This is a genomic window from Erythrobacter sp. S249 (genome assembly GCF_057364975.1).
The window spans coordinates 2,196,319-2,220,788 of sequence record NZ_CP200287.1; the positions used below are offsets into that span (position 1 = coordinate 2,196,319).

21 protein-coding genes and 1 tRNA gene are annotated in these 24,470 nt (G+C 55.0%); 16 read left to right on the plus strand and 6 right to left on the minus strand.

Going from position 1 to position 24,470, the window contains the following annotated elements:
• Nucleotides 1–179: 179 nt before the first annotated feature.
• Nucleotides 180–815, minus strand: coding sequence for a CobW family GTP-binding protein (locus AC0V6V_RS10460; RefSeq protein WP_486165328.1), 636 nt, complete (start codon nt 813–815; stop codon nt 180–182).
• A complete protein-coding gene (locus tag AC0V6V_RS10465) occupies nt 770–1,408 on the minus strand; it encodes a GTP-binding protein (RefSeq protein ID WP_486165329.1) in 639 nt (212 codons plus the stop codon). The genes AC0V6V_RS10460 and AC0V6V_RS10465 overlap by 46 nt, the downstream gene beginning before the upstream one ends.
• Before the next feature lie 308 nt (nt 1,409–1,716).
• Between AC0V6V_RS10465 and AC0V6V_RS10470 the strand changes: the two genes are divergently transcribed.
• From AC0V6V_RS10470 to AC0V6V_RS10500, 7 genes are all read left to right on the plus strand, one after another.
• Nucleotides 1,717–2,106, plus strand: a complete 390-nt coding sequence (locus AC0V6V_RS10470; protein WP_486165330.1) for a MerC domain-containing protein — start codon at nt 1,717–1,719, stop codon at nt 2,104–2,106.
• A gap of 86 nt (nt 2,107–2,192) precedes the next feature.
• Nucleotides 2,193–2,522, plus strand: a complete 330-nt coding sequence (locus AC0V6V_RS10475) for a transcriptional repressor (RefSeq protein WP_486166393.1) — start codon at nt 2,193–2,195, stop codon at nt 2,520–2,522.
• A 12-nt stretch (nt 2,523–2,534) separates the two neighbouring features.
• Nucleotides 2,535–2,849 (plus strand): hypothetical protein, encoded by a 315-nt coding sequence (locus AC0V6V_RS10480; protein WP_486165332.1) that lies wholly within the window; start codon nt 2,535–2,537, stop codon nt 2,847–2,849.
• 2 nt (nt 2,850–2,851) lie between these two features.
• Nucleotides 2,852–3,493, plus strand: coding sequence for an ABC transporter ATP-binding protein (locus AC0V6V_RS10485; protein WP_486165333.1), 642 nt, complete (start codon nt 2,852–2,854; stop codon nt 3,491–3,493).
• Nucleotides 3,494–3,702: 209 nt separating this feature from the next.
• Nucleotides 3,703–4,239: an ABC transporter permease gene (locus AC0V6V_RS10490; RefSeq protein ID WP_486166325.1), complete on the plus strand. Its 537-nt coding sequence runs from the start codon at nt 3,703–3,705 to the stop codon at nt 4,237–4,239.
• On the plus strand, nt 4,236–4,772 hold the full coding sequence (locus AC0V6V_RS10495; protein ID WP_486165336.1) for an FtsX-like permease family protein: 537 nt from the start codon (nt 4,236–4,238) through the stop codon (nt 4,770–4,772). Before AC0V6V_RS10490 ends, AC0V6V_RS10495 begins: the two co-directional genes overlap by 4 nt.
• Before the next feature lie 2 nt (nt 4,773–4,774).
• Nucleotides 4,775–5,308, plus strand: coding sequence for a DUF3299 domain-containing protein (locus tag AC0V6V_RS10500; RefSeq protein WP_486165337.1), 534 nt, complete (start codon nt 4,775–4,777; stop codon nt 5,306–5,308).
• 93 nt (nt 5,309–5,401) lie between these two features.
• Here AC0V6V_RS10500 and AC0V6V_RS10505 read toward each other — a convergent pair whose 3' ends face one another.
• Nucleotides 5,402–5,572, minus strand: a complete 171-nt coding sequence (locus AC0V6V_RS10505) for a hypothetical protein (protein WP_486166326.1) — start codon at nt 5,570–5,572, stop codon at nt 5,402–5,404.
• A 63-nt stretch (nt 5,573–5,635) separates the two neighbouring features.
• On the opposite strand from AC0V6V_RS10505, the gene AC0V6V_RS10510 reads away from it, so the two are divergent.
• From AC0V6V_RS10510 to AC0V6V_RS10525, 4 genes are all read left to right on the plus strand, one after another.
• Nucleotides 5,636–7,804 carry a S46 family peptidase gene (locus AC0V6V_RS10510; RefSeq protein WP_486165339.1) on the plus strand — a complete coding sequence of 723 codons (2,169 nt, stop codon included), beginning with the start codon at nt 5,636–5,638 and terminating at the stop codon, nt 7,802–7,804.
• 82 nt (nt 7,805–7,886) lie between these two features.
• Entirely contained in the window at nt 7,887–9,932 is a 2,046-nt protein-coding gene (locus AC0V6V_RS10515) for a S9 family peptidase (RefSeq protein ID WP_486166327.1), read from the plus strand.
• Nucleotides 9,933–9,943: 11 nt separating this feature from the next.
• Complete coding sequence (locus tag AC0V6V_RS10520) at nt 9,944–12,055, plus strand: S9 family peptidase (protein ID WP_486165341.1); 2,112 nt, start codon at nt 9,944–9,946, stop codon at nt 12,053–12,055.
• Between the two features lie 56 nt (nt 12,056–12,111).
• Complete coding sequence (locus tag AC0V6V_RS10525; protein ID WP_486166328.1) at nt 12,112–13,452, plus strand: alkaline phosphatase PhoX; 1,341 nt, start codon at nt 12,112–12,114, stop codon at nt 13,450–13,452.
• Nucleotides 13,453–14,135: 683 nt separating this feature from the next.
• Here the strand turns inward: AC0V6V_RS10525 and AC0V6V_RS10530 are convergent.
• Entirely contained in the window at nt 14,136–15,836 is a 1,701-nt protein-coding gene (locus tag AC0V6V_RS10530) for a bifunctional helix-turn-helix transcriptional regulator/alpha/beta hydrolase (protein ID WP_486165344.1), read from the minus strand.
• 198 nt (nt 15,837–16,034) lie between these two features.
• Between AC0V6V_RS10530 and AC0V6V_RS10535 the strand changes: the two genes are divergently transcribed.
• The 5 genes from AC0V6V_RS10535 to AC0V6V_RS10555 all read left to right on the plus strand — a co-directional run bounded on the left by AC0V6V_RS10535 (nt 16,035) and on the right by AC0V6V_RS10555 (nt 23,028).
• Nucleotides 16,035–17,399: a hypothetical protein gene (locus AC0V6V_RS10535; RefSeq protein WP_486165345.1), complete on the plus strand. Its 1,365-nt coding sequence runs from the start codon at nt 16,035–16,037 to the stop codon at nt 17,397–17,399.
• 494 nt (nt 17,400–17,893) lie between these two features.
• Nucleotides 17,894–20,065, plus strand: a complete 2,172-nt coding sequence (locus AC0V6V_RS10540; RefSeq protein ID WP_486165346.1) for a TonB-dependent siderophore receptor — start codon at nt 17,894–17,896, stop codon at nt 20,063–20,065.
• Nucleotides 20,066–20,077: 12 nt separating this feature from the next.
• Nucleotides 20,078–20,662 (plus strand): hypothetical protein, encoded by a 585-nt coding sequence (locus AC0V6V_RS10545; RefSeq protein WP_486165347.1) that lies wholly within the window; start codon nt 20,078–20,080, stop codon nt 20,660–20,662.
• A 1-nt stretch (nt 20,663) separates the two neighbouring features.
• Nucleotides 20,664–22,160, plus strand: a complete 1,497-nt coding sequence (locus tag AC0V6V_RS10550) for a PepSY-associated TM helix domain-containing protein (protein ID WP_486165348.1) — start codon at nt 20,664–20,666, stop codon at nt 22,158–22,160.
• Nucleotides 22,161–22,206: 46 nt separating this feature from the next.
• Nucleotides 22,207–23,028: a hypothetical protein gene (locus AC0V6V_RS10555; protein WP_486165349.1), complete on the plus strand. Its 822-nt coding sequence runs from the start codon at nt 22,207–22,209 to the stop codon at nt 23,026–23,028.
• A gap of 140 nt (nt 23,029–23,168) precedes the next feature.
• Here AC0V6V_RS10555 and AC0V6V_RS10560 read toward each other — a convergent pair whose 3' ends face one another.
• Nucleotides 23,169–23,801 (minus strand): tyrosine-type recombinase/integrase, encoded by a 633-nt coding sequence (locus AC0V6V_RS10560; protein WP_486165350.1) that lies wholly within the window; start codon nt 23,799–23,801, stop codon nt 23,169–23,171.
• A gap of 520 nt (nt 23,802–24,321) precedes the next feature.
• Nucleotides 24,322–24,408 (minus strand) — tRNA-Leu (locus tag AC0V6V_RS10565).
• Nucleotides 24,409–24,470 lie beyond the last annotated feature (62 nt).

Here is a 24,470-nt window from a genome sequence, read left to right on the forward strand (position 1 = left end):
AGCCAATCATCGTATTGGCCGAAAGGGAATTCGTACGTCTGCCTCGAGATTAGCAAAGATTGCGCTGCAACTGCCCTAGGAGTCATCGCAGCAATCGGCATTGCTAAGGCGGATTTGGAAAAGGCGCGGCGGCTGATCAAACAAAAGGCTCCGTCTTTGCGCTCGCTTCTTGATGAAACCTATGCCGACTGCATAGCCGGCTGCGGCTCACCCCATGCTGGAAATGGGTCATCCATCTTTGCCCAAACATCCAAAGCGAGCGTTTCTTGTGCAACCAAGCACTGATTGAGCGCGGCGGTAATAGCCGATTGATCCATGCCAATGCCAATAAAGACCAGCTCTTGGCGTCGATCCCCCCAAATTGGGTCCCAATGCTTCAGGACGATCTCTTCGAACGATCCATCATCAGGCCATTGGTTCTTGGGCACTGCCGCCCACCAGCGCCCCATTCGGCTCACAGTTTTTTGGGTCCCTGCAATAGCGAGCTCGCCAAGGAATTCTGAGCGCGTTGCGAGCCAAAAATGCCCCTTGGCGCGGATCACATTGTCGAGGTTCTCACCGACTAGAAACTCGTAGAACTTGGCTGGATCAAAGGGACGCCGCGCGCGGTAGACGAAGCTCTCAACACCGTATTCCTCGGTTTCTGGCCTGTGGCTAGCGAAGTCATACAGCTCCTTCAACCATAGTGGATGCTGCTCAGCTTGCTCCTCATCGTAAAGCCCAGTGTCAAGTACATGATCGAGCGCAACCTTCCCATAATCCGCCTCGATTATCCGAGCATCACCATTGAGAGAGGCGACGACCTTTTTGACCATCGCAAGCTGCTCCGCGCTGACCCACTCGCCTTGTTGACGATTACCACATCGGCGAACTCTATCTGTTCGACCAGCAAAGCAACGAGGCTGCGGTCATCACCTTCACCTGCCGTCTCGCCTCGCGCTGAAAGAAGGTCGCTGCTTGAGTAGTCGGCCAGCAAATTCATCGCATCCACCACGGTGACCATCGTATCGAGCTGCGAGACATCGCCAAGGCTTTCGCCTTCTTCGTCGCGAAACGTGAATGTGGCTGCTACGGGTAGCGGCTCCGAGATGCCTGTGCTTTCGATGACAAGATAATCAAACCGGCCATCCTCTGCGAGACTGCGCACTTCCTTGAGCAGATCATCACGCAGAGTGCAGCAGATGCAGCCATTGGTCATTTCAACGAGCGATTCTTCTGAGCGTGACAGACTTGCTTCGCCACCGCGCACCAAGTCCGCATCGATATTTACCTCAGACATATCGTTGACGATCACTGCCACCCGCTTACCTTCGCGATTGGACAAAATGTGATTGAGCAGAGTGGTTTTCCCTGCCCCCAGAAAGCCAGAGAGGACAGTTACAGGTAGACGCGGATCAATCTGTTTCATGGATGTTCCAATCATTCTTGTTCAGTAAGGTTCAACACAAAAAGAGCGGCTTTGTGTTCGCGTCGGCCTGGAAGGGCCAAACGATTGTCTTAGGCGGCACTCAGAAGCAATTACTCCATGTCTGCTGAGAGCGCACGTCTCCGGACCGAGAGACTGCAATCCGCCTGTTCGTTCAAACGCAAGATGGCCCGGTCATACGCAATGCGCGTGGCTGAAGCGGATTTTGCTAGCATTGTAGTTGAGCTTCCCGTGAAATGTATGTAACGTTGTAACATATCCAATACACTTAGCAGTCGGTGGGTTCAAGAGTGAGTGGGCAATACAAACAGAAAAACGCGGCATTGGACTGCGTTGGCATCTCTTTGTCAGCATTATGCTTGGTGCATTGTCTCGCCTTGCCGCCGCTGATCGCAGCACTGCCCTTAGTTGCGGTCTCTAGTTTTCCTGAGTGGTTGCACGAAAGCGAATGGCTTCACGCTGCTCTACTCCTCCCCGTTGTATTTGTGAGCGGGCCGGTGCTTTTGCGAGCAGCTCGGGACGTTGAGTGGCTTGGGGCAATGGCAATCGCCGCCTTTGTGGCATTGTTTGGAGCATTGCTGGCACCAGAGGAATGGCAAGAGCAGTGGCTGACCGTATTGGGTGCGGCCATGCTCTTTATTGCCCACCTTGCGAACCTCAGACGCCGGGCGAAGCAATGAGCGCCAAAACCAAGGGAAGGCCGAGGCGAAGGGCCAAAGTGGTCGATGCTTTTGTTTTGAATGCGATCGCGGGTTCGGCAAAACCGATGACGGCCTATGCGTTAGTTCGGCATAGTCGTGACGCTAGGCAGCTGTTAGCAGCCACGCAGGTATACAGAAGTCTGGAACGCCTCCTAAAAGAGGGTAAAATCGAGCGCATAACCAGCTCAAATGCGTTCGTTGATTCCTGCGTTTCGCATTCTATGCACTTTCTTTGCGCTGACTGCGGTTTCTACGAAACTGCAGAGGCCCGGCGGGTGCATAAGCTTCTGATCAACATATGCCGCGAGAAGGATTTCAAAGCTCGCCAGCCTTACTTGGAGATTTCAGGCCAATGCCGGAAGTGTAAACTAGCCTCAATTGAAGATGTGATATAACGTTTCGCCATTATGAAGAGATTGTTTGTTGTTGCCGCATCGGCCCTCGCCCTCTTTGCATCCCCTAGCGTTGCAAGGGCGTGCGATCTCGATGGTATGGCCGGAATGCACCGCTTCAATCCTTTTGGGCAGGTTTCGGGCTTTCGCGGATTGGCACCTCCTCCCCCGCCGCCAACAAAGGCTGCGACGGCAAAGCCGCAGAACAATCGTAAGGGTGAGACGCCCAAAACCAACAAACGCCGCGCCGAAGAAATACCTGTCCGCGAATGGGAACGCGACGAAGGCAACGGGCCTGTTACAGCCGAGGACCAAGCGACCTTCACCTGACAATGGAACTTGCAGTCCAACAAATCGGCAAGGCTTATGGTGGCCAGTCGGTCTTGTCCGATATCACCTTTGAATTGAGCAAGCAGGAGCGCGTCCTGCTGCTCGGCCCGTCTGGTTCAGGCAAGTCCACACTGCTCAACATCATCTGCGGGCTACAGTCTGCTGATAGTGGGTCAGTTTCGCTTGGTTCTGAGGCGATGACTTCAACCAGCGGCGATGTCCTGCGCAAGCGGAACATGGGTATCATCTTTCAATCCCTTCGGCTGGTGTCGGCGCTCAATGTGCGCGCAAATCTATCACTCGCGCAAAGGCTGCAAACGGGAACGACGGACCCAACATTAATTGCAGAAACGCTTGAGCGTCTAGGGATCGCTGATCGGGCGAAAACCCGGCCATTCGAACTAAGCCAAGGCGAGGCGCAGCGCGCTGCGATTGCGCGCGCACTCGTGGTGAGGCCCAAGATACTGATTGCTGATGAACCAACGTCTGCTTTAGATCATGCCAACACTGAAACGGTCGCTGAACTGCTTTTGGAAGCGGCAAATAATGCTGGAGCAACTTTGCTGGTCGCTACGCACGATGACCGGTTAAAGGCGCATTTTGAGCGGACACTTACACTTTCGCACGGGCGGCTTGCAGCATGATCAGCCTGACGCTCGCCTATTTGAGAGATCGCCCGCTAACTACGGCGCTGAATGTTCTTTTGCTTGCAATCTCGGTCGCGATGCTCGTGCTGTTACTTTAGTTTGGCAATCAGGCTAGTGATCGGTTAGAGCGCGATGCGCGCGGCGTCGATTTGGTCGTTGGCTCGAAGGGCTCGCCGCTACAGCTGATCCTCTCCAGTGTGTTTCATGTGGATCAGCCTACCGGAAATATTCCGCTGAGCAGCCTGCAACTGCTTCAGCGCGACCCAGCTGTGGCGCGGGTCGTGCCACTCGCGCTCGGTGATAACTTCGGCGGCTACAGGATCGTCGGCACAGACAGCAGCTTTGCCGAGCTATACCAGACAGAGGTTTCCAGCGGACGGGCATTTGAACGCCCAATGGAAGCAGTCATGGGGGCCAAGGTCGCCTTGGAGACTGGCGCAGGTCTAGGACAAAAGTTCATCGGCAGCCACGGCTTTGCTGAGGATGAAGATGGGGATAAAGGTCATGACCATGCGCCCTTCAAGACCGTCGGCATATTAGAGCCGACCGGTACAGTCGTTGATCGCTTGATTCTTACCTCATACGAGAGTGTTTGGGGGGGCACGGCATTGCGCATGATCATGGCGGTCACTCTCATGACCACGCCGATGAAGTGCCTGCCGTTTCTCAGCCAGATCAGCAACAGCGTGCGGCTAGGCCCGGAATTCTTCAGGCCGCTGGATCAGGTCTTGCCCCAGAATTGACAGCACTACTCGTTACATATCGCAACGCATCAGGTGCGATCCGCATCCCGGCGATGGTAAATCGTCAAACGGAGATGCAATCCGCCGTACCAGCAACAGAAACCGCCAGGCTACTTGAGCTGCTCGGGGCAAGCATCGATGGGATACGAGTGTTCGCATGGCTGCTGGCAGCCACTGGCGGGCTCGCGATCTTTGTCGCACTGCTCAACATGGCGCGAAGCCGCGAAGGTGATTTGGCCTTACTACGAGTGATGGGCGCAAGCCGTATTCAGGTCTTTCTGACGGTGATTTTGGAAGGATTGATCACGGCTGGTGCAGGCGCCGTTTTGGGTTGGGCGGCAGCACACTCACTAATTGTAGTTGCTCGGTCGAATTTTCCTACTCTGTCTGATTTGGGACTCACTGCTTGGGAACCTGCTTCGGCTGAGGCAGGTTTGGTGTTGGCGGTCCTTGCTATTGGCGCTGTCGCTGCATTGGTTCCGGCGCTGCGGGTCTACCGCATTGATCCAGCCCGTACGCTGGCGAGGGCATAAATATGATTTCTCGGGAGAATTTGGAAATGCTGCTGTGGAGAACCACATTGGTAATATTCGGCGCATTGTTCGGGTTGAGCCTGGCAACGACGCTCTTTGCACAAGCGCCTGGCCCCAAGACTGGTCCAACGGTCGAAGACATTTGGAAGCCTGCTGCAACGCCCAAAAGCGGCGTCTCGTGGAAGGTGCTTGAAGCGACCGGAGAGACAACACGCAAAGATGCGCAGGGCTACATCGTTTCAAAACCGAAATTCACCTCCCAAGTGAGGCGGCTTTCAGGCAAGCGTATCAAAGTGGCTGGCTGGATGATGCCGCTCGAAAATGGCGCAAAGCAAAAGCACTTTGTCTTACTGGCATACCCACCAGGTTGTCCGTTCCACTTTCATGCTGCGCCGAACCAGTTCATTGAAGTGTATGCCGACATGCCGTTTCCCACAAATGAGACCAAGGTCCACGTAGTTAGCGGGGTCTTGGAACTGACCGGACAAGATGAAAGCGGGATTTTTTATCGTCTCAAGGCAGCGAAACCGAGTTAAGGCCTTAAATGCTCCGCTCCATGCACCGGTGAAGGCGCTTCCTCATAAACAAGCAATATGCACCTTTCGATTTGGGCTCTGGTCAGTATCAGATTAGTTTGACCTGCCTTTGCTTGGATAGTTCAGCACATCATCGCTGGCATCCTCGGCTACCGCTATGTCGAGCGCGCTGCGCGCCCGGCCTTCCAATCCTTGGAGTGATTTTGCATAAGTCTTAATGTCCTCGGGCATGACCATGGTTAGACTAGACGTCAAAGCAATCATGATACACTATCTCATTTAGACTATGGCGCGTCGTTATTTCGGCGCTAACTGCAAGGTACGTTCATGAACAATTCTCAATATTTTGCGCTTGGCCTGCTGCTGCTTACCACTCTCAAGACCCCACTTGATGCGAAAGAAGGGATGTTCACTCCTGACCAACTGCAAGAGATTGGCGGTCAGCTCCAAGAGGCCGGGCTTGAAATTGATCCAGATGCGCTGGCCGATCTAACTGGCTTTCCTATGGGTGCAGTGGTTTCGTTAGGAGGCTGCTCCGCTAGCTTTGTATCGCCCCAAGGGCTGGTGGTGACCAATCACCATTGCGCACGTGGGTCGGTGCAGTACAACTCGACCGCTGAAAACAACTACCTTGAGAACGGTTTTCTCGCCAAGACCAAAGCTGATGAGCTCCCCGCAGCACCTGGCTCGCGCATCTACGTCACAACCGAAGTCACCGACGTGACCGACCAAGTTCGTGAAGGCTCTGAAGAGCTGGAGCCGCTTGAGCGCTACGAACTGGTCGAGCAACGCCGCAAAGACATCATTGCAGGTTGCGAAGAAGCGGCAGGTTATCGTTGCCAGGTCGCCAGCTTTTATGGCGGCGCGCAATACAAATTGGTGAAGCGTTTGGAAGTACGCGATGTACGGATTGTTTATGCACCTGCAGATTCGATCGGAAAATATGGCGGCGACATCGACAATTGGCAGTGGCCGCGTCACACGGGTGACTTCGCCTTCTACCGCGCCTATGTCGCCCCCGATGGCTCAGCGGCTGATTTCAATGAAGCCAATGTACCCTACCAACCACAGCATCACCTCAAGGTAAGCGCAAGCGGGCTTGCTGATGGCGATTTTGTGATGGCCGCCGGCTACCCGGGATCGACCAGTCGCTACACATTACTCGCCGAAGTCGAGAACACGTTCAATTGGAGCTATCCGACATTTGAAACATTGCTCAACGACTGGATCGCGACCATCGAAGCAGCAGCACCTGAAGGTTCGGATGCGCGCGTGAAATACGAATCCCGCTTGGCTGGTCTCAACAATTTCTCCAAGAACCTGAGCGGCCAGATCGAAGGAGCACGCCGGGTCGGATTGGTCGAGCGGCGCCGCGATCGTGAAGCCGCACTTAGCGCGTGGATTTCAGCAGATCCATCGCGAGCAGATTATGGCCGGGCCATCGCGCAGCTCGCCGCCTTGTCGGAGGAAACCGCTCAGGCTTCGCGCACAAATTTCTGGTACAGTAATGTCTCACGCCCATCTTTGTTCTCGGCAGCTCGACGTCTCTACAGGCTGTCAAAGGAACGGCAGAAGCCCGATGCGGCTAGAGAACCTGGCTATCAGGAACGTGACATGACATTTTTCCGCCAAGGCCTGCAGGCCTTAGATCGGCGGTACGACCCAGCGGTCGACAAGGCAGAGTGGGTGCTGTTCCTCAAAGGTTATATCAACCAGCCGATGAGCGAACGAGTGGTTGCGTTTGATCAGGCCCTTGGACTGAGGTCCGATACCACAGCCGACGAATTGCCCGCTTTGGTTGATCGTTTCTACCAAAATACGTCGCTTGGCGACGCCGATACCCGGCTAGCGCTGATGCAAGCGTCAACCTCGGATTTGGAGGCAAGCGAAGATCCCTTCATGCAATTGGCGGCCGCAATGTATGATTACGGGTTCCAGCTGGAAACCGAGAGCAAAATCCGGGCGGGTCGCTCACTTGCTTTGCGCCCTGCCTACATGGATGCCATCACTAAGTGGCAACGTGAAAGCGGCGACCTAACCTACCCTGATGCTAACAGCACTCTTCGTATCACATTTGGGAGCGTACTTGGCGGAAGTCCGCGCGATGGAATGGCCTATTTGCCTTTTACAACGCTTGAAGGAATCACGGACAAGAACACTGGTCAGGACCCGTTCAATTCTCCCACCAAGCTGCTCGATCGGATAGAGGCTAAGGACTACGGGCCTTATGCGCTAGAGAGCATCGGTTCCGTACCAGTGAATTTTCTATCTGACTTGGATAGCACCGGCGGGAATAGCGGTTCGGCAACGCTCAATTCGCGGGGCGAGCTCGTTGGGCTGCTATTTGATGGCACCTTCGAAAGCGTCAATTCCGATTGGGATTTTGACCCGCGCACGACCCGAACGATCCATGTCGATACGCGCTACATGCTATGGGTGATGGACAAGGTAGACGACGCAAATGCGCTGATCGAAGAGATGGATGTCGTAAGGTAGAGGCCATTTGGCCATATCGTGCGTGTAGCCAGTTTGGGCTCCCGCACTTCGCAATAAGTCTTAGTGCTTTTAGGGGTACACAATGCTTCGATTTCTCACATCCGCAGCCTTGATAGCAAGCATCGCCACGGGCGCTAATGCCAACGACCAGCCACGCCTGTTCTCAGCTGAAGACGTTTTCGAGCTAGAGTGGGCAGATGAGCCTCAGATTTCTCCGGATGGACGAGCAGCCATCTATGTGCGTCGTTCCAATGATGTTATGCGTGATCGCACAGTTTCCCGCATCTGGCATGTAAATCTGGGTGATGGTGCACACGAGCCACTTCTCGCCGACAGCGGATCCTATCATTCGCCGCGCTGGTCGCCGGATGGGACGCGCATTGCCTATCTGAAAAGCGTTTCGGGGCAAACAATGCTCTATGTCCACTACATGCGATCTGGCCGCGCCGCGCTTATTGGCACATTTGGAGAAGCGCCAGGCGATCTAGTCTGGTCGCCAGATGGAAAAATGCTGGCTTTTTCAATGGCTGTGAAAGCAGAAGGCCAACGTCTGGTTAGCGCGCCCAAACCGCCAGAGGGTGCCAAATGGGCGAAGGCGCCGCGGGTCATTGACCGTGCACGCTATCGTACAAACGGCGCGGGGTTTGTGGACTTAGCCTATGATCATATCTTCGTTATGCCGGCCGAAGGGGGCACCGCTCGTCAGCTAACCACGGGAGACTTCAATCATGGAGGCGCATTGTCGTTTACTCCTGATGGCGAACAAATCTTGTTCTCCGCAAACCGGCTAGAAGGTTGGGAACTTCAGAGCCGAGAAGCGGACGTCTTCGCTGTAGATGTCGCGACCGGTGGATTGAATCAGATAACTGATATGAGGGGCGTCGAGGCGTCCCCGAAAGTCTCGCCAGATGGCAAACTCATTGCCTATCTCGGAACGAGCAATGAAACCGAGCCATTCCTACCCACCAACGTGTTCATAATGGAGCGCGATGGTAGCGATATTCGAAATCTGACGGACGGGCTCGACCGCCGCACAGGTAACCTCCAATGGCTTTCAAATCGCGAGATTGCATACACCTTTCAAAATCGGGGGCAAAACAACATTGGCGTGGTCAACACGTCAGGCAATCGGCGCGTGGCGGTCGAGGGGATTGGTGGCACAACGATCGGTAGGCCTTATGTCAGTGGCACTTATGATGCAGGTAAAGACGGCGCACTCGTTTATACAAAGGGCAATGCCCACCGACCCGCCGACCTGTTTTCTTACCGTTCAGGCCAGACGCGGCAACTTACTTCACTGAACGAAGACTTGCTCGCGCATCGCGACCTCGGTGAACTGCGCAGCTTTACATACAACTCCTCGCTTGATGGACTTGAGGTCCAGGGATGGATGATAACTCCGCCGGGGTATCAGGAAGGCAAGACGTATCCGCTCATTATCGAAATCCATGGCGGGCCGCATCTCGCCTATGGCCCCCATTTCTCCGCCGAACTGCAAAGAATGGCAGCCGCGGGTTATGTGGTGATCTATGACAATCACCGTGGCTCGATTGGCTATGGCAGCGAATTCGCAAACCTGCTGAAATACAAATATTCCAGTCCCGATGACTTTGCCGATCACATGTCGGCTGTTGATTGGGCGATCGAAAATGGCTTTGCGGACGAGGACAACCTCTTCATCGCGGGAGGATCAGCGGGCGGCATCGCTACAGCGTATGCAATCGGCCTCACTAACCGTTTCAATGCCGCCATGGCAGCCAAGCCGGTGATCAACTGGGTCTCAAAGGTTCTTACTGCCGATAGCTACATCGGCCAGATCGCCAACCAGTTTCCAGGTCCGCCCTGGGAAAACCTAGAACACTATTGGGAGCGCTCCCCGTTGTCATTGGTGGGTAATGTAGAAACGCCAACGATGCTTATCACTGGCGAGAATGACTATCGCACGCCAATCTCTGAGACTGAGCAATTCTATCAAGCGCTGCAATTGCGCGAAGTACCAAGCGTAATGGTGCGCATTCCGGACACCAATCATGGCATCGCCAGCCGACCATCGCTTCTCAATGCCAAGACGGACTACACTCTGGCTTGGTTCGAAAAGTATCGCGTAGACAAAGGAATGGGAGAATAGGGTTGCCCCTAATGAGATCAATGTTTGTTGCCGCGAGCCTGCTCTCGCTGCCCACCACCGGCATTTCTATTGCGGTCGCTCAAGAGCAATCGGCGTCTGTCCCGCAGGGCTCGAAAAAGACCGGCCCCAATCGCACCTTCAATGGTGAGGACTTGTTTGATCTCGCATTCGCATCTGATCCGCAGATCAGTCCCGATGGTAGCACGATCGCCTACGTCCGGCGCCAGAACGATATCATGGCTGACCGAGCGCTCAGCTCGATCTGGATAGTGAATGTTGCAAGTGGTGAGCAAAGACCTTTTGCTGGACACAATGGCAGTGCGTTTTCGCCGCGCTGGGCACCTGATGGATCGCGCGTTGCCTATGTGTCGACTGATGGGGGAAACCCACAATTGTGGGTCAAATGGCTCGAAAGCGGCGAGGCCGTGAGGCTGACTGGCCTGCCCAACAGCCCATCGAACATCGCCTGGTCGCCTGATGGTCGCTCAATTGCTTACACCATGCTTGTCGAAGATCCCGCACCGTCCTTGGGCTCTGCACCTTTCAATAAACCAGAAGGTGCCAAATGGGCAGACCCGCTGGAGATCACCAATCTCGTCAATTTCAGAGCTGACGGAGAAGGCGAGTTGACACCCGGATTCGAGAAGATTTTTATGATTTCCGCGACGGGCGGGGCGGCGCGTCAGCTAACTTTCGGCAAGTATCATGATGGCGGACCGCTGAGCTGGTCGCGAGATGGGAGCACGATCTATTTTAGCGCCAACCGCAATCCCAACTGGCAGACCGACCCCGTCGAATCCGATGTTTGGGCGTTGGATATGGATAGCCTTGGTCTGACGCGATTGACGACCCGAGACGGCCCAGATTTTGGAGCACAGGTCTCGCCCGATGGTCGGCGGCTTGCCTATCTTGGCTTCGATGATGAAGGCCGAGCTTACGAGAATACCGAACTCTATATCATGAATGCCAATGGTGACGGCCGACGCGCTCTGACGGCGGACTGGGATTTCAGCGTCGATGCCTTCCAGTGGGATGCGGATTCGCGCGGAATCTACATTCAGTACGATGAGCGCGGTGAAACCAATGTCGCGCGTATCGCACTGAGCGGCTCGGTTCGTACCATTGTTGAGGGTTTGTCCGGTGGCGGGCTGGATCGTCCCTACACTGGTGGCAGCTTCTCAGTCGCAAACGACGATACAATCGCCTTCACAGGTGGGACGGCGACGCGGCCGCCTGAGGCTAAAGTTTCGAAAGGCGGGGATACGCGTCACCTCACCAGTCTCAATGAAAACCTACTCACAACAAAGTCACTCGGTGAAGTGCGTGAAATCAGCGTTGCTTCGAGCTTCGATGGTCAGGAGATTCAAGGCTGGCTAACCCTTCCGCCCGGCTATGAGGAAGGGACCCAGATACCTCTCATTCTTGAGATTCACGGTGGCCCCTTTGCGGCATACGGCCCGCATTTCTCGACCGACAACCAGCTCTACGCCTCGGCTGGCTATGCCGTGCTTTCAGCCAATCCGCGCGGTTCGACCAGCTATGGTGAAGCGTTCGCTCAGGAAATCGACAAGGCATACCCGAGCCAGGACTATGATGACCTGATGAGTATCGTCGATCGCGCCATCGCAATTGGCGTTGCCGATCCGGATAAACTGTTCGTCACAGGTGGTTCGGGTGGCGGTGTGCTCACCTCGTGGATCGTGGGCAAGACCAACCGATTCCGTGCTGCGGCAACGCAAAAGCCGGTGATTAACTGGACAACGCAAGCTTTGACTGCGGACGGCATCGGCTATTTTGGACTCTATTGGGTGGGCTCCCGACCGTGGGAGAACCCTCAGAAGTTCTGGGAGCAGTCCCCGCTATCCTTGATCGGTAATGTCCAAACACCGACATTGGTCGTAGTTGGAAGCGAGGACTACCGCACTCCCGTAAGCGAAGCGGTACAATATTATTCCGCACTGCAGCTCGCAGGAGTACCCACTACGCTCATCCGGGTACCCGGTGCTAGCCACGCTATAACCGCGCGCCCTTCGCAGAGCGCGGCTAAAGCGTCCGCGATCCTGGCTTGGTTCGAGCGCTATGCTGAGGATGGAGGGCCAGATAACGCCAATTCAAAGCCTTAGGCTTGCAGAATTGATAGGTCGCAAGCTGATTGGAATCTGATCGATATCGAGGAAAAATGAACATGTTTTCAACCGGTCCAAGCCGTCGTCAGTTTCTTGCTGCTACCGGCAGCGCGTTCTCAGCTCTCGTCGCCAGCGGGTGCATGATCCGCGGCACAAGCGTGCCAGATGCACAACCCTCGCGCGCGGGATACGGTCCACTTGTTCCCGATCCGAACGGCATGCTGGACCTGCCTGAAAGCTTTGCGTACCGGGTGCTTTCCAGCCTCGGCGACGCGATGGATGATGGCGGCAGTGTGCCGGATAAGGCGGACGGAATGGGTTGCCTTGATCTCGGAAATGGCGAGATCGTGCTCGTGCGCAACCATGAACTGGTGCCAAGCGACGATGCCGGTGGCTCTATCGCCAATGGCTTCGGTACCCAAAACGGCAAGATCGTCCCGGGCGGTACGACCAATATCGTGCTCGATGCGAAGACGCTTGAGGTAAAGCGCCAGTTTCGTACGCTCGGCGGAACGATCCGCAATTGTTCGGGCGGCGTGACACCATGGGGAAGCTGGCTGACCTGTGAGGAGGCACCAACCGGACCGGGACAGCGCTATGGCGATGGACTGGCAGTCAATCACGGATGGGTTTTTGAGGTGCCTGGTAATTCTACAGGCCTAGTCGATCCGGTCCCGCTGCGTGCGATGGGGCGCTTCAATCACGAAGCCGTCTGCGTCGATCCTCTCACTGGATATATATACCAGACCGAAGACCGAGACGATGGCGCGCTTTATCGTTTCCTGCCAAGCACACCAGGGAAACTCTCTGATGGCGGCAAACTACAAGCGATGGTGATCGACGGGCTTGCGGATACGCGAAACTGGGACGCCAGACGTATGCCCGTTGGCAAATCCTATTCGGTCCGGTGGACCGATCTTGATAACGTCGAAGCACCCAAGGACGACCTGCGCAAACGCGCGGCGTCGAGAGGAGCGGCGTTAATCGCACGGGGTGAGGGCATTCATATGGGCACAAATGAGCTCTTCATCTGCTCGACAAGCGGTGGTTCGAAGACGCTTGGCCAAGTTTTCCGTTTCGTACCCGGCCGTGGACAGGGCAGCGACCGGATCGAACTGTTTTTCGAGAGTGAAAGCACGGATCAGTTCAACTACGGCGATAACCTGTGCGTAGCGCCCAACGGCCACCTTATTGTCTGCGAGGATCAATACACCGAGGTGGTCGATAACCACCTGCGCGGTATCTCACCCACAGGCTTACCATACGAGTTTGCGCGCCTGCGAATGCAAACCGAGCTAGCGGGCGGCTGTTTCTCACCAGATGGCAAATGGTTCTTCGTCAATGCCTATGCGCCCGCCCGAACACTCGCGATCACCGGCCCTTGGATCGTTTGAAACTTGGTGCAGTTTTGAAGCTGTTTTGTGGCAGGCAAAACCCCAACGATGGGATCAGGTACTCTTCGCACTCAGTACCAATTGCAGAGCGCAGAGCAAATTTGGTCCCACGCCTAATATCCAGTCCGGTTGACTACGTTGGGGAAGGCTATCCAAAACCGAGATTGCGTCGAATATGACTCAGGTTGGGCCGCCAACCGCGAGCCCGTTTCGCGCCCTTGGCACCTCCAAACCAGACGGTCCGCTCTCGATCCAATTGCGGTCGCCAATCTTGCTGGTATTCTATGAAGATATCTAAGGCTGGATGTATCTCGCGACGGATCGATGGATTAGAGGCTGAATATCGCTCGCAACTGATCGTAGCACTCTCTGAATGCGCCAAAGGTCGATGGGGACCGTTTGGTCAGAATGAGCACCTTGGCAACTGGTGGCATACGGAAAAATTAGATGCCCTTCACACGAACAACCTGCGCGGGAGTGCAACTGATGAAAACGACTGTGAAAATTTAGACGGGCCTTGGAGTCGCAACCGCAATGATGGGTTCCGGTCTGGCTGGTTGCGCTGACGAAGCGAACGCCGACGCAGCCACTTCTTACGGCGACGCAGCAATCGATGCAGGCTCGTTGTCACGGAGTCTCTCAGAGCAGCCCTGTTCAGGCATAGCGTCGACATCTGCCTCCTCTTAAAAGCTCTTCGTAATCTCTGAAATCACCTGCTCTGGATGGCGATAAAGCAACAGCTGGCCTTCATCAGGAAAGGAGTGAAACTCGGCATTGGGAAGTTCCGCTGCAAAACCCTGCGCTGTTTCATGCCTCACAACTGGGTCATGGCCCCCGTGAAACCATCTAATTGGGCAAGACGGTGGATTGCTTTTGTCGAACCAATCAGTTGTAACGATTGAGGCATCCAGTTTGAAACCATGATAGCCATTCTGTGTTGACCAGCGATATTGATCAGCGAGTATTTCATAAAGTGAGTGGCGCTCGATGAAGTCTCGGTCTGGCGTTTCGCTTTCAAACAAAGCATTCACAAAAGAAGCGCAATGCTCCGTGTCAATTTGCGACATACCAATCCGCAGCAATGGTGGGAGTATGCTGGGGCAATAACGCGCGGTAAGTGCAACGACCCTTTGACGCGGCGCCATTGCTCGAATTTGTTTGCGTGAGCGGATTGGAACCGCGCCGGATATGTTCACGATGCCCGCTACTTCATCCTTCAGCGCACTAGCGAGCGAGAAAGCATAGGCGCCCCCTGACATATGGCTAAGGACTACGCATCGTTTTAGCCCCAGCTGGTCAGCAAGATAGACAATATCCTCTGTGACCAGACGCTGTGCATCTTTTCCATAAGCCGCGATAGTATCGCCCTCGCCAAAGCCCGGACGGGCAGGACAGATGACCTTAAGGCCGGCCTGCCTGAAGGCTTCATCCATAAGCATCGGCCCACCAAAGGCATCCATCATCCCATGCAGAAACAATACTGGAGCGCCATGCTCATCACCAAAATATCGTACAGTGGTCGTCCGGCCGTCGGGGAGGATAAACTCGTCGAAATGCTGATCAGGTTGGGCCGGCCCGGCGTCGCCTCGAGAGGTTTCAATGACAGTTGCGAGCATCATCATTGTGCGCACAAGTTCGGTCTGGGTTTTTGAATAGGTCTTGCGAAAAATGGCCTTCAACTGAACACGCACAGTTTCGATTGAACGTGCTTTGGCTTTAGCCACCTGCTGCAACGACAGCCCTTCGACCATTAACCTGCTGAGCTCCACCTCGGCAGGCGTGAGCTTGAAAATTATGACGAGCTCATCCGTCAAAGCTTGAGACCAGGGAATGGTCAAAGATTGCAACGCCAAAACTTTGCGCCTTCCCGCGAGCTCAGTTTGCATCGTCACAGACAGATATTGTGTGGCTGCACCGGAAAAATCATCGGCTGGGATCGTCAACAAAGTCACGAATTGGCCGGGATGGTAGTCGCTCAATCCACGCAATGCAGTCTGCAGCCTTTTGACGGAATCGACATCGCACGAATCGTAAAGGGTGGCCAAAGTCACCTCACAACCAAAATGGTCGCGAGCTTCGTCATTACTGCTGAGCACTCGGCCATCCTCATTGATCACAATGCTAAGCCGGGTGCGAGGTTTGGAGGGATTGAGAGGTTTCTGAGATCGCCCAATCTGATCTAGAATGGTTTCGGCGCGGATTAGGTGACTTTGAATGTTGGCCAGGTCCTCTACGGATCGGCTCATGGTTTCTGAACGACGAGTGATGTCGTCCTTCTCCGTTTGCAATTCCAGATAATCATTCCACGCATGGATCAGCGCATCATACCCATTTGGGTTGATTGTGCTGTCATAGATAAGCGAATAAAGATGATGACTGTTCATATTTGTAAGAATGCGCCAAAATACTTGTAAGAAAGCGACAAAATATCTGAAAACAATAGGTTTATGCCATTCTACCCTAAATGGGTTATGCGTAAAGAAAAATGAAAATCTAGCTCCTGATTTGCGTGCCCAGCAGCAGTTTTACTGCAGCACGCTGACTACAAAACGGCTCCATACGAGCCATTCAGGAGAGCTAAGATGGAAGAATCTGTTAAAATCAGCTTTGATGAATTGCGCGACGCCGCAATCGCATTGAACGAGTTCGAAACAAGCTTCGGTGCATCGATGTTGACAGATGCAATTGAGGTAATGCTGGCGGGCAAATCTCGAACCGCACAGCAGTTGTCTAGCGTGATTATGAAAGACAAAAATGCTCAACGCGCTTTGGCTAATTCAGAACGTAAATTCGATGGTCAAATCGCGATGCCTTGGCACAAAGCGCGAATGGCAAAGGATGTCGCTGAAATTGGTGCAGACAAGGTGCTGAAATACCTTCAGCAGTCGGCAAAAGAGCTAGGGGATGACCGCAATCGCGAAGCTTTGGTGATGGCAAAGTCAGCCAAAATGATCGATTTGAAAGGCGCGCAAAGTGTTTTTGACCGTCATTCACTTACCAAGATGCTCGCACCGCTTGGGCTAGATCGTAAGACTGGCAAGGCGATCACAGATCAGCAAGATGCAAAAGTTCGCAGTGCAGCAATTGCCGCGCTGTCGAAGCTCACGCCAGAATTACGGTACCAAATTCGTATTTGGTCCGGCTCGGCCCCGCTGCCGAAATTGAAACGGCAATACCTTCGCCGGATCTGGGGTTGGAGGTTCTTTCCCGGCGGTGTGATTGTCGCAGCGCCAGTATCATTTCCTGGTACAAGCACGCCTACTCCTGCACCCGCACCGACACCTCGCACTGAACTGCGTTTCAATCTTCACCGGGTAGATTGCCTTAGTGATACTAACGGCGGAGAAATCGGCGCGGATGAAATTGAGCTGGGCGGGACCGATACCTCGGGTATGGAGAATGCACCTACCGATGCAACCGTCGGGATGTTCGGCCCGATGTCAGCTGGCAGCTATCGTACGGGTGATGACCGCTCGTTTTCACCGCCTTATGTGCTGAACAATTGGGGCCTCACGGGGCTTGATTTTCCGCATACGTTCTTGGTCAATCTGCTAATGTCAGAGAAGGATGCAAACGATAAGTTTGTTGAAATTCTGGAGGATCTAGCAGTGGCTAGCTCAGCTGATCTGAGCGCTTTGATTACCGCGGTTTCGGTTGCGGCTGGCACAGCCATTGGTGCGGGCATTGGTACAGCTCTGGGAACATCGATCGCTCCTCTAATTGGATCGCTGATTGGGCTTGTTGTTGGCGCACTGGTCGGTTTGATCGGCGCTTGGATTTCCGGCGCAGTCAATCCAGAGGTGTTCGAGAACGTTCGCAGCATGGCGGTGATCCTCAACGTGCCGGATGAGTTCCTCGACGGCTCAACCAGCACGCCACATGAAACAGTGACATATCTTGATCATGGCGGGCATTACATGGTCCGCTGTAACTGGACGCTGCATTGATCCAGCGTTGATTTCGAAAGCCATGTTGACCCCCGCGTACATAACGTGCGCGGGGGCGAGCGTTCGTAAAAACAGACACTGCGCGCAAGGCTAGAAAGGATACGCGTGTTTTTCTCTTCGACGTGAGCCATGTCGTAAATCTGCGGTATCGCTTGGGCCAAGCTACGTTTCTGATCCGAAGTTTTTGTTCCGCTTTCACCTCCAGTTTCGGTCATCGAGCAATGGCTCAAGATGGGCCGACAGCAGAACATCGACTTCTGACCGATCGATGCTCGATGCCGACTGTCGGCAACCGACCCAATAGCCGACGCTCTGCGAGCCCTCGTTGGTCGGCGTTCTGTGCTCATTAGCAGTGGCCTGTTTTCGCTGGGGCAGCAATCGGTCGATTCTGACTCCTTATCTTCGCAGCGCTCAAAAGAAATTCATTTTGCAATTGACTCGCAAGAGCAACATGGTCACGAGGCTCCGCATTCGAATACCGAAGGGGTCATCACTTGTTTAAATCATCGACTACGCCGCTCAAGATAGCGCTGCTCGCATCCACATGCTTTGCATCTAATGCCTATGCGCAAGACGCGCAGGATGCCAGTTCATCCGATACCGAAGCCGAAATCGTTGTCACCGGCGAAGTCTCAACATTCGGCGCAACCAAGTCCGAAACGCCAATCCTAGAAACCGCTCGATCAGTTTCGGTCATCACCAATGATGCGTGGCGCGAGCGTGGTGCGCTCACTCTAGATGACACTTTGAACTACACCGCTGGCGTGGTTGGTGACACATTCGGATTCTCGACACGGGGAGACTTCCCCCGGGTTCGCGGTCTCGATGTTCCTGAATATCTTGACAACATTCAGGTGCTGTTTGGTTTCTACAACAACGCCCGCTCTGATATTTATACGCTTGAACAGGTCGAAGTTCTCAAAGGACCAGCGTCAGTTCTCTATGGGCAAGGATCGCCCGGCGGTATCCTCAACACCGTCAGCAAGCGTGCTGGGCCAGACAACATTGGCAGCGAAGTGTTCGTTGAATATGGCACATTCGATCGGGCCCAGATTTCCGCCGATATTGGCGTCGATCTTTCCGGTGATGGAACCGTTACCGGGCGCCTAGTCACGCTCTACCGCGATGCCGGGACGCAGGTTGATTTTGTGAATGATGACGCATTTATTATCGCGCCGTCGATCACGTTCGATAACGGCCAAACCGCGCTTACATTGCTAGCCAACTACACGGACCGGGAAAGCGATACTGCGCACCAGTTCTTGCCACTGGCAGTGACAGCATGCGCGAGCGATAATGTCGCCGTTTCAGAGCCCAATATCTGCTCAGGCGGCATTACGGAGGAAGTTGACGGATCGCTTTACGTGGGGGAGCCTGCTTTCAATCGCTATAATAGCGAAAGCTTCTCGCTTACCGGATTTCTCCAACACCAATTCAGCGACGCCATCGGCTTCGAGGCGACCGCTCGTTATCGCGACAACAGCGCGGATTACAGCCAGACATGGGTGTCATTCCTTGGCGATGGCACTCCGCGTGTTTTGGCCGATGGAACGGCGATCGGGCGCAGCTGGTATGACGCCCCTGCAAGCTCTGACCAGTTCGCCATCGACGGACGCTTCCGCGCTCAATTCTCAACCGGTGCGATTGAGCATGAGGTGCTAGCAGGCATCAATTACCAGACTGTCGACACTCTGTTGGAAGCCGCGTTTCTCTATGCGCAGCCGACCACTTTCAACCTTTTCACCCCGGTCTATGATGGATCAGAAATCCCCGCTGATGCTCTGTTTGAGGCGGCACGCGGGAGCAGTGTGAACGAGATCGATACGGTCGGCTATTACATCAACAATCAGATGACTGTCGGCAATCTCGTCCTGAATGCAGGCGTTCGATTTGATGAACTGGAGACCGGCAACGGCACCACCACGCAAGATGACGATGCCACCAGCCTGAGTTTTGGCGCGCTCTACAAGACCGATATCGGCCTCAACCCCTATGTCAGTTATGCCGAGAGCTTTCAGGCTGTCGTTGGCAATGACACGGTCACCAACGAGCCATTGCTGCCGCAGGAAGGTAAGCAGATCGAAGTCGGGGTGAAGTTCCAACCGCGCGGGACGCGCACTTACATCACGGCCGCGTATTTCGACATTGAACAGTCCAATCTGCCCAACCCGGCGGCCTTGCCCAACGCCTCCTCGCAGCAGGAAGGGGTTGCGAAGATCAGTGGCTTCGAAATCGAGGCTACGACCGCCATCGGGGATGTTTCGATCGACGCAGCCTTCAGCATCATTGATACCGAAGACCCAGACGGCGTTCGCTTCCCAAGTGTGCCTGAGTTGCAGGGTTCCGCTTGGGTCGCTTGGAAGCCTTCGTCAGAGCAACTGGATGGGTTGGTTGTCGGCGCTGGCATCCGCTACGCCGAAGGCAATGAAAGCAGCGGCACAGCTTTTCTTGCCGCCAACGGTTTCGCGCCGACGCCGGTCTTGATTGAAACCGATGGCTACACCGTCTTCGATGGTTTGATCGGCTACAGCTTTGATCGGTATTCCATCACGCTGAATGCGCGAAACATCTTTGACAGCGAGTTTTACGGAACCTGCCTGTCGCGCGGAGACTGTTTCCCCGGCGAAGGTCGCACAATCCAGATCCGCGCTGGCGTGCGCTTCTAAGGGGTTCGCATTGTGTTGATCTGGCAAATCCTGGGATTGGCGCTGGCGGCGATGGGCGTTTGCTCGCTCTATTTCGCATGGCAGCGCAAGGCGCGCAGTTGGCCGCTCGTGGTGGCCGGCTGGGTGCTGGTCTTGGGCTCAATCATCTCATGGAGCCAGACCAGCGGCGTCGACAAGGGACCAGCCTTGGGTGTTGTCGCGGTCACACTGGTCGCTTTGATCGCGATTATCGCAGCCGCGCTCAAAGCGCCGGTAAAGACGCGCCGGACGATCACACCTCGCCAGCCACAGCAAAGCGGGCAAACCAGCGTCGGGCATGAGGGATTGTCCATCACGGCATCAATCCTTGCGATTGCAATCCTTGCCCTGATCGCCGCGCTGGCGAGCTGCACGGCTCTGTTTATGGCAGGCCGCGCGGCGGGATTTGAGCACGCGGCCAATCTGACATTTTCAATGTTTGCCTTCCCGATGACTTGGGCGGGCCTTGCGACGTTCATCGGCTATTCGACGAGCACGTTTTTGCGAGCAGCCGTGCTGCTTGGGCTCGCCATTGTCTCGGCGGCGATCATACTCGCAACAATGCAAGGGGGCGGCTGAGATGTCAGCGTCAAACTCAAAGGCCTCGGCAACCCGCGTGGCAAAGTCGCTTGAGGCGCATAGCCTGATCGCGGTTATCTTTGGCGGGCTGATTTACATCCTTGCCGTCACGGGCACCCTTTCGGTGTTCAATCATGAATTTCAGCGTTGGGAACAGCCGAACGTGCCAGAGATGGAGAGTATCTCTCCAGAGGCGGCTGAAATGGCAGCGCTGGAGGTGTTCAGAAGCGAAGAGACGCCGACGACGCACCTTTATGTGAACTTCCCGCAGGAGGATTTGCCGCGCACAGTTATCACCACCGATACGCAGGCGTTCTTCGCTGCGCCCGACGGCACGATCGCTGCGAAGGAGGCGTTTCCCTGGACGCAGTTCCTGCTCGACCTGCACTATTATTTGCACTTGCCACAAATCCTTGGCCTCACCGTAGTGGGAGCGTTGGGCGCGATGCTCATCGCAATGTCGTTTTCGGGCTTGCTGGCTCACCCGCGCATCTTTCGTGACGCGTTTACATTCCGCAGGGGTGCGGGGCGTCTAACGACCGTTGATCTGCATAATCGCCTGAGCGTTTGGACGTTGCCGTTCCATCTCTCCAATGCCCTGACAGGTGCGATACTCGGCCTTGCCAGCATCCTCGCTTTTGCCATCGCAGCGGCGGGTTTTGGCAACGATACAGACGCTGTGTTCAACCCAGTCTTTGGTAGTGAACCGGCAGAAAACTCGGCCCCTGCCGAGGTGGCAACGATAAGCACGCCTTTGACATATATGGCGCGCGAATTCCCGGATCTCGATGTCACCTATTTCATTCTCCACGACCCCGGTACGGCGGGGCAACACAGCTCCATTATCGCGGAACACCCTGATCGTCTCATCTTCGGTGAATATTATAATTTCACCGCAGAAGGCGGCTACGAAGGGAATGTTGGAATATCCGACGGTACGGTGGGACAACAGATCACTGGCGCGGTTTACAATGTGCATTTCGGCAATTGGGGCGGTCTGCTTGTAAAGCTGGCCTACCTGGTTTTCGGCGTTGGCCTCTGCATCATTATCGCCAGCGGCTTGAGCATCTACTTTGCGAAACGCGAGGCGAACGGCAGGCCAGTACCGAAGCTTGCTGCGGTATGGATTGGGCTCATTTGGGGCACCCCTGCAATGCTCGCCTCGACCTTGGCGGCTGCGCTGATTGGCATGAGCGGTGGTAGTTTGGTCGCGATGTTCTGGATCGGCCTTGTCGCGGCGCTAATTGCTTCGTGCTTTGTCGGGCGCGAAAAGACTCACAGCCTTGGTCGTGCGTTCATGCTGACAAGCTTGGTCTTAGTGCTCGCCATTTACGCTGGCCGTTATGGATTGGACGCTCTTTCCAATGCAGGCCTAAGCATCTCACTTTTGGGCGTTGCCTTGGCTGCGGGGCTGGCATGGTGGAGCCTGAAGGCGCGCAAGAACCAGCGTGGCCGCCTTCAAGTGGCAGACGATGCCGAAGCACAACCGGCTGAATGACAGTACTAATCGCAATAAACGAACAACCTGCGCGGGAGTGCAACTGATGAAAACGACTTTGAAAATTTGGACCGGCCTTGGAGTTGCAACTGCATTGATGGGTTCCGGTCTGGCAGGTTGCTCTGAAGAGCCGAACGCCGACGCAGCCACTGCTTACGGCGACGACGCGGCGCAAACGGGCGAAGCTGGCGAAGGTGAAGGCGGAGAGGGCGAAGGCGGTGTTGAAGTTAGCGCTGCTGGCAACGACCCAGTTGTCTACGGAACGGCGCTCGCCATTGTTGAGGCGCATGTCATTGCGGCGCGTGATGCTTTCGTACTCGGGAAAACCGATGCAGCGGCTGAGATGTTTGCGCATCCCGTATCCGAAGTCTTGATCGACATGGATCCAGTTTTTGAACAGCGCGGGGTGGCTGATTTCAAACCACTCTTGGTGGCCGCATCGACGGGCGCTCTAGACGGCGAGAGCGCTGCGCAAATAAACGCCCACTATGATGGCATTATTGCGGCGTTGCGCGGTGCCGCCAATAAAGCCCCAGACAATGGAGTTGATGAGGCAGATGTTTCCGCAAGGATCGTCGCGGACATGATCGACAGGGCCGTCTCTATGCATGGGGAAGCAGCCAGTTCTGAGCGATATGAGCCATATTTGGACGGCTATGGCTTCTACAAAACCGGCGTCACTGCCTTCGCTGCTTCCAAAGATGCAATCAAAGCCGCCAACGAGCCGCTCCATGAGCGGATCACAAAGGCTTTGGATTTGCTCGCCGCAGCTTACCCCAGCGCAGAGCGACCTGATGCCCTTAAAGCAAATCAGGGCGAGCTGTCAGCCGCAAGCTCAGGCGTTCAGCTAGCGCTCCCCGCGCAATAGCTAAGCGCACGTTGGCGGCTTTCTGGAGCGAACCTGCACAAAAAGTGCGAACTTCTATACCACGTTCTCAACCAACCTCACGTCAGCCCCCGCCCCCAAAAGCAGACGCTGCGTCATTCGGCGCCAGCGCCCAATTCCAGTCAGATCTCGGTCTTCTCGGCAAGTGTGAGAGCTTCCTCTATGTCGGCGCTGAGGTATCGAACAGTGTTCTCAATATTCGAATGACCAAGCAATATCTGGATTGCCCGAATGTTACCCGTAGCCTTGTAAATGATCGAAGCCTTAGTGCGGCGAAGAGAATGTGTCCCATATTCTTCTGGTCGAAGGCCGATGGCCGCAACCCACTCATCAACAAGCTGAGCGTATTGTCGAGTGCTCAAGTGCCGGGTGTGATCAACTCGGCTCGGGAAGACGAAGTCCTCGACGTCACCTCCTCTTAGCTCAAGCCATGCCAACAGGCTTGCTCGCGCGTCAGCCGCTATCTCGAACTGAACGGGGCGTCCTGTCTTGCGCTGCGTGACCGTCGTGCGCGTCCTGATTTCCGGACCACTTACTAGGTCACCAATCTTCAGCTCAACGAGATCACAGCCTCTTAGTTTACTATCGATGGCCAAATCAAACAGCGCTCGATCTCTGATGCGCTTCTCCCGATCTAGGAAGAAACAGATCGCCCAAATCTGCTTCTGATTGAAGGGTCGCTTCGGACCGATCTTCGCTCCAAAGTTCCAAGGCACTCGGTTCTGGGCAGCGGGGTCAAAGTGTGAATACGTCATTGTCATTCTCCTTGGCCGGAATGGCCTCGGGTAATGTCTGCTTTCGGGCGCTAAGATCTCGAATGGCTACGTCTTGGATTGGGGCGCGTTGCCGTCATTCACTCAAGACGCGAGCCTCACGGACTAGCGCGGAGATTCTGTCGCTCGAATGCTCCAGTTGATCCAAGACCGCATTCAGTTCGTCTGAGGGTTCGGAAGAAACTTTAAGCGCTAGGAAGTTGTTGTCTTCCATCTCGATGCCGATCTGAGTGCAAATGCCGACAATCAACTGTTTGGTGTGTCTATCCACACAGCCACCAAGCCATCGATCAGCGCACAAGTCCACTCACGAAAACATGGTTTTGCAGCCGAGTTCTGCGCGAATGGAGGCTTTAACCCAATTTCGGTGAGTTATTCGCAGGCATCGCTTAAATCTCTGGCTGCAAGCTTGAGGCTGTTGTCACCATGGCGGCGCAAAACCCCGCCTTTGCAGGCAGAAGATGCGTACTCAGGTAACTGCAGTCTGGAAATCAGGACTGTTTGGTGCGGTCGAGAAGACTCGAACTTCCACGGGCGTTAGCCCACAACGACCTCAACGTTGCGCGTCTACCAGTTCCGCCACGACCGCACACAGTCTGCAGGGGTAGGCGGTGCCTCTCCCCTCGGTAGGAGCGCGCCCCTAGCAAGGGG